The 5,651-nt window shown below is 58.9% G+C and carries 5 protein-coding genes; all 5 read right to left on the reverse strand.

The features are described from left to right. The coding region (locus QAT43_RS13830; protein WP_305043674.1) for a 2-oxoacid:ferredoxin oxidoreductase subunit beta at positions 1 to 661 on the reverse strand (661 nt) is incomplete at its 3' end. Further along, positions 662 to 1,795, reverse strand: coding sequence for a 2-oxoacid:acceptor oxidoreductase subunit alpha (locus QAT43_RS13835; protein WP_305043675.1), 1,134 nt, complete (start codon positions 1,793 to 1,795; stop codon positions 662 to 664). 23 nt (positions 1,796 to 1,818) lie between these two features. Beyond that, complete coding sequence (locus QAT43_RS13840) at positions 1,819 to 2,019, reverse strand: 4Fe-4S binding protein (RefSeq protein ID WP_305043676.1); 201 nt, start codon at positions 2,017 to 2,019, stop codon at positions 1,819 to 1,821. 264 nt (positions 2,020 to 2,283) lie between these two features. Next, entirely contained in the window at positions 2,284 to 3,240 is a 957-nt protein-coding gene (gene mdh, locus QAT43_RS13845; RefSeq protein WP_305043677.1) for a malate dehydrogenase, read from the reverse strand. A 93-nt stretch (positions 3,241 to 3,333) separates the two neighbouring features. Then, a complete protein-coding gene (locus QAT43_RS13850) occupies positions 3,334 to 5,568 on the reverse strand; it encodes an NADP-dependent isocitrate dehydrogenase (RefSeq protein WP_305043678.1) in 2,235 nt (744 codons plus the stop codon). Between the last annotated feature and the right edge of the window lie 83 nt (positions 5,569 to 5,651).

Consider the following 5,651-nt stretch of genomic DNA (forward strand, 5'->3'; position numbering starts at 1 on the left):
GCTTCATCATGTCGACCACGGAACGGAACTTGTTGCGACGCCCGTAGGTGGTGGGGCAGTCGTCGAGCACTTCGATGACGGCCATACCCTTGTGCTTGATGCCCTCGGCGATCAGCTTGTCGATCTGAGTGGCATGGAAAGCGGTGGTACGGGCCACAAAGGTCGCGCCGGCGCCAATGGCGAGCTTGCTGATGTCGAAAATCGGATCAGGGTTGCCGTAGGGCGTGGTCGAAGCCTTGTGCCCGGTGGGGGTGCAGGGTGAGAACTGCCCACCGGTCATGCCGTAGATGTAGTTGTTCATGATGACGTAAGTCATGTCGATGTTGCGACGGCAGGCATGAATGAAGTGGTTGCCGCCGATGGCGGTGCCGTCACCGTCGCCGCCGCAGACAATCACGGTCATCTCGGGGTTGGCCAGCTTCACGCCGGTGGCGAACGCCGCCGCACGACCATGAGCGGTGTGCAGAGTACAGGCGTCCATGTAACCGGGAAGGCGGCTGGCGCAGCCGATGCCGGAGACGATGGAGGTGTTGGCGCGATCAAGGTTGCAGGCGTCCATCGCCCGGATCAGGCCCTTCATGACAATCCCATGACCGCAGCCGGGGCACCAGATATGGGGCAGCTTCCCGGGACGGATCGACTTTTCGTAATCGTAAGCCATTTAAAGAACCTCCTTGACCTTATCCATGATCTGGCCGGGATTGATGGGCTCGCCATCGACGCGGAAGACGCCGGCCACGCTGCAGGCCCCTTTGGCCACGCGCTCGACTTCGTAAATCATCTGGCCCAGGTTCATCTCGGCCACCACGATGGCTTTGGCCTGCTGCGCCAAAGCGGCGGTGCGCTTCTCGGGGAACGGCCACAGGGTCAGCGGGCGGAAGAGGCCGGCCTTGACACCGGCCTGACGCAGCTCGTTCACCGCGTAACGTGCGGAGCGAGCGGTGGAGCCATAGGCCCAGATCACGACTTCGGCATCTTCGGTCAGATATTCTTCGTTCTTTTCAATTTCATCGGCGCGATCCATGACCTTGCTGATCTGGCGACGCTCCTCGGCGTCGACCAGTTCGGCCTTGGTGGTCGGGAAACCGTCGGCGGCCTTGTTAAGGCCAGTGACATGAAACTTGTAGCCGGAACCGAAAGCGGCCAGCGGCGGCACATCGCCCTTACTGGTATCATAGGGCTTGTATTCCGCGGGCGGCACGGTCACGGGATCGCGGTTGATGACTTCGAGTTCGCCGGGTTCGGGGAACTCGACGCGCTCGCGCATGTGCCCGACGATCTCATCGTAAAGCACCTGCACCGGCATACGGAATTTTTCGGCCAAATTGAAAGCGCGCACGGTTTCGGAGAAGATTTCCTGGCAGGATGCCGGCACCAGGGCGATTGCGGCATGGTCACCGTGAGTGCCCCAGCGAGCCTGCATCACGTCGGACTGGCCAGGGCCGGTCGGCATGCCGGTCGAGGGGCCGCCACGCATGACGTTGACAATGACGCAGGGCGTCTCGGCAATACAGGCGTAGCCGATCAATTCCTGCTTGAGGGACACGCCGGGACCGGAGGTCGCGGTGAGCGCCTTGGCCCCCGTGAGGGCGGCACCGATCACCGATGCCATGGCGGCGATTTCGTCTTCCATCTGGATGAACTTACCGCCGACCTTGGGCAGTTCGTTGGCCAGAACCTCGGCGACTTCCGTCGAGGGAGTGATGGGGTAACCGCCGAAGAAATTGCAGCCGGCATAAACCGCACCATGGGCGCAGGCTTCGTTCCCCTGCATAAGAGCAACTTTTTTAGCCACGTTATCCGTCCTCCTGTTACGAATTAGGCAACCTTGTGAACCTTGATGGCAAAGTCCGGACAGCGCAGTTCGCACTGCATGCAGGCGATACAAGCTTCCGGCCGGGCGGCCTTAACGACAAAAAGGTCCATTTCCAGAACCTGGGTGGGGCAGAACTCGACACAGATACTGCACCCCTTACAGTACCTTTCAATAATTTCCAGAGTTCCCTTCGCGCTGCTCATTACCATCTATCTCCTTTTGTGTGATCCCCGCCACGCCGCGGTTTACGAAAACGGCGGAAACATACCACAAGCGGCCAAATCAAGCCAGCACTATTTGTATACGCCCGTTTTTCCAACGTTTCGTAACGTCCGCCTCTGTCGATTAACCAGCAAGGCAGAAAATTCCGTGCAAAGCCCTTCCAGGTGCATTCAGGGACGGATGAAAAATGAGGGCAATGTCTCCATTGCCCTCATTCCGACTAAATCAAGTCACCAATCAATTGCTTAGTCTTTCAGGCTGTCGACCAAGCTCTTCACGGCGGCCAGGGACTTGTCCATCATCGCTTGCTCTTCTTCGTTCAGAGCGAACTCGATGATCTGCTCGACACCATTGGCACCCAGGACACAGGGAACGCCCACGTAATAGCCCTTGATGCCGAATTCCCCATTAAGATAAACGCAGGTGGGCAGCACGCGCTTCTGGTCCTTGAGGATCGACTCGGCCATGGCGAGAGCCGAAGAGGCCGGGCTGTAGAAAGCGCTGCCGGTCTTGAGCAGGGCGACGACTTCACCGCCGGCGCCGCGGGTGCGCTTGACCATGGCTTCCATGACTTCCTTGGCCTTGGCCTTATCCTTGTACTTGCGCTCCAGCAGTTCCATGACGGGAATGCCGTTGACGCTGGCATAGCGAACCAGAGGCACCATGTCGTCCCCGTGGCCGCCCAGGGTCATGGCGGTGACGTCCTTAACGGACACGCCCAGTTCCCAGGCGATGAAGGAGGCGAAGCGAGCGGAGTCAAGCACCCCGGCCTGGCCGATGACGCGATTGTAGGGGAAGCCGGTGATCTTCTGGCACAGAGTCACCATCGCGTCCAGCGGGTTGGAAATGACGATGACAAAGGAGTTGGGTGCGTACTGCTTGATGCCCTCGGAGACCTGACGCATGATCTTGGAGTTGACCTCGATCAGGTCGTCACGGCTCATGCCCGGCTTGCGGGGCAGACCGGCAGTGACGATGACCACGTTGGCGCCGGCGATATCCTTGTACTCGTTGGTGCCCTTGAGCTCGACATCGAAACCATCGACGGGAGACGCCTCGGCGATGTCCAGGCATTTGCCCTGGGGCAGGCCCTCGACGATATCGAACAGAACCACATCCCCCAGTTCCCGCAGCGCGCAAAGCTGGGCCAGAACACCACCAATCTGTCCACCACCAATCAACGCAATTTTCGGTCTAGCCATGAGAGTCTCTCCTTCGGTTAGATAATGATTCCACTGAGCCGGGATGAGAACCTCATCCCGGCCCCACCAGCAAATCGAAATCCTCGTTATTGATCAGGCGAGCGTGTCAATAATTGCGTTAAAGGTGGCGCTGGGACGCATCTCCTTGTCCGCCTTGACCGGATCGGGACGGAAATAACCACCGATATCCACGGGACGTCCTTGGGCCGCCAGGAGTTCCTGCTCGATCTTGGCCGCGTTGGCCTCAAGATCCTTGGCCACCTTGGTGAAGCGGGCCCTAAGATCGGCATCCTTTTCCTGGGATGCCAGGGCCTGAGCCCAGTAGAGGGTCAAGCAGAAGGTGCTGCCGCGGTTGTCGATCTCGTTGACCTTACGCGAGGGCGCCTTGGCATTTTCGAGATACTTGGCCACGGCGCGATCCAGAGTTTCGGCCAAAACCGACGCCTTGGCGTTGCCGGCATTCTGGGCGATCATCTCCAGGGAAGGAACAAGCGCGCAGTACTCGCCCAGCGAATCCCACCGCAGATGGCCTTCCTTCAGGAACTGCTGCACATGCTTGGGAGCCGATCCACCCGCGCCGGTTTCAAACAGTCCACCGCCGGCCAGCAGGGGAACGATGGAGAGCATTCTCGCGCTGGTGCCCAATTCAAGAATTGGGAACAGATCGGTCAGATAGTCACGCAACACGTTGCCGGTCACGGAAATAGTGTCCAGGCCCTTTCGCGCCCGCTCACAGCTGAGCTTCATGGCGTCCACGGGCTTCATGATGCGAATGTCGAGGCCGGCCGTGTCATGATCCTTGAGGTAGGTGTTGACCTTCTGGATCAATTGCGCATCATGGCCGCGCTTTTCGTCCAGCCAGAAAATGGCCGGAGCGCCGGAGGCCTTGGCACGATTGACGGCCAGCTTGACCCAGTCCCTGATGGGCAGATCCTTGGTCTGGCAGGCCCGGAAGATGTCCCCGGCTTCGACTTTCTGCTCCAGCAGCGTGGCGCCGGACGCATCAACGATACGGATCCGCCCCTTGGCGGGCGCGGTGAAGGTCTTGTCATGGGAGCCGTACTCCTCGGCTTTTTGCGCCATCAGGCCGACGTTGGACACATGGCCCATGGTGGCCGGATTGAACTGACCATTCTTCTGACAATCCTCGACGATGGCCTGGTACATGGTCGCGTAGCAGCGATCGGGAATCGTGGCGATGCAATCCTGCAATTCGTCGTTCAGGTTCCACATCTTGCCGCCGTCACGTACCACGACCGGCATGGAAGCATCGACAATGACGTCGTTGGGCACATGCAGATTGGTGATACCCTTGCGCGAGTCGACCATGGCCACGGCAGGACGGGTCTGGTAAACCGCCTGAATATCGGCCTCGATTTCAGCCTTCTTGGCGGCGGGCAGACGATCAAGCTTGGCAAGAACGTCGCCGAGACCATTATTGACATTGGCGCCGATTTCCTTGAGGGCCGCGGCATGCTTCTCCAGGGCATCCTTATAGAAAACCGAGACGCAGTGCCCGAAAAGAATCGGATCGGAAATCTTCATCATGGTTGCTTTGAGGTGCAGCGAGAAAAGCACCCCCTTGCGCTTGGCCTCGTCGATGACCTCGGCGTAAAACTTGCGCAGCATCGCGACGTTCATGTGGGTCGAGTCGAGAACCTCACCGGCCTGCAAGGGCAACTTCTCCTTAAGCACGGTGACCTTGCCGTCCTCGGCAACGAACTCGATCTTGGCGTCGGTCGCCTTGCCCAGCGTCACTGAAGTTTCGTTCTCGTAGAAATCCCCGCCGGACATGTGCGCGACGCGGGTCTGGGACACCTCGGGCCATGCCTGCATCATGCGATGGGGATGTTTCTTGGCGAATTCCTTGACGGAAGCGGCGGCCCGACGATCAGAGTTACCCTCGCGCAGCACCGGATTGACGGCGCTGCCGAGCACCTTGGCGTAACGCGCCTGGATTTCTTTTTCCTCGGCGGTCTTGGGCTCCTCGGGGTAATCGGGAAGGTTGTAGCCCTTGCCCTGCAATTCCTTGATGGCGGCCTGCAACTGCGGAATCGAGGCACTAATGTTGGGCAACTTAATAATGTTGGCGTCGGGGGTCTTGGCAAGCTCACCCAGTTCGGCGAGAAAATCGGGGATTCTTTGATCTTCCCTGAGCCGCTCGGGGAAGGTGGCGATGATACGCCCGGAAAGGGAGATATCCCGCATCTCAACCTCGATACCCGTCCCCTTGGCGAAAGCCTGAACGACAGGAAGCAGGGCATAGGTCGCCAGCGCGGGCGCCTCATCAATTTCGGTCCAAATAATTTTCGCGGGTTTCGTTGTCATGAATTTCTCCTTAGTGGTAATCCAGGCACCTTCAAGGCAAACGAAAAACCAACCTCATTTGCATTGACCAACAATGTTTTAAC

The sequence above is a fragment of the Geoalkalibacter sp. genome, from assembly GCF_030604225.1.
Classification (GTDB): Bacteria; Desulfobacterota; Desulfuromonadia; order Desulfuromonadales; family Geoalkalibacteraceae; genus Geoalkalibacter.

Coding starts and splice junctions, on each gene's coding strand:
- QAT43_RS13840 (WP_305043676.1), bottom strand. CDS start 2,019: ATGAGCAGCGCGAAGGGAACTCTGGAAATTATTGAAAGGTACTGTAAG.
- QAT43_RS13850 (WP_305043678.1), bottom strand. CDS start 5,568: ATGACAACGAAACCCGCGAAAATTATTTGGACCGAAATTGATGAGGCG.
- mdh (WP_305043677.1), bottom strand. CDS start 3,240: ATGGCTAGACCGAAAATTGCGTTGATTGGTGGTGGACAGATTGGTGGT.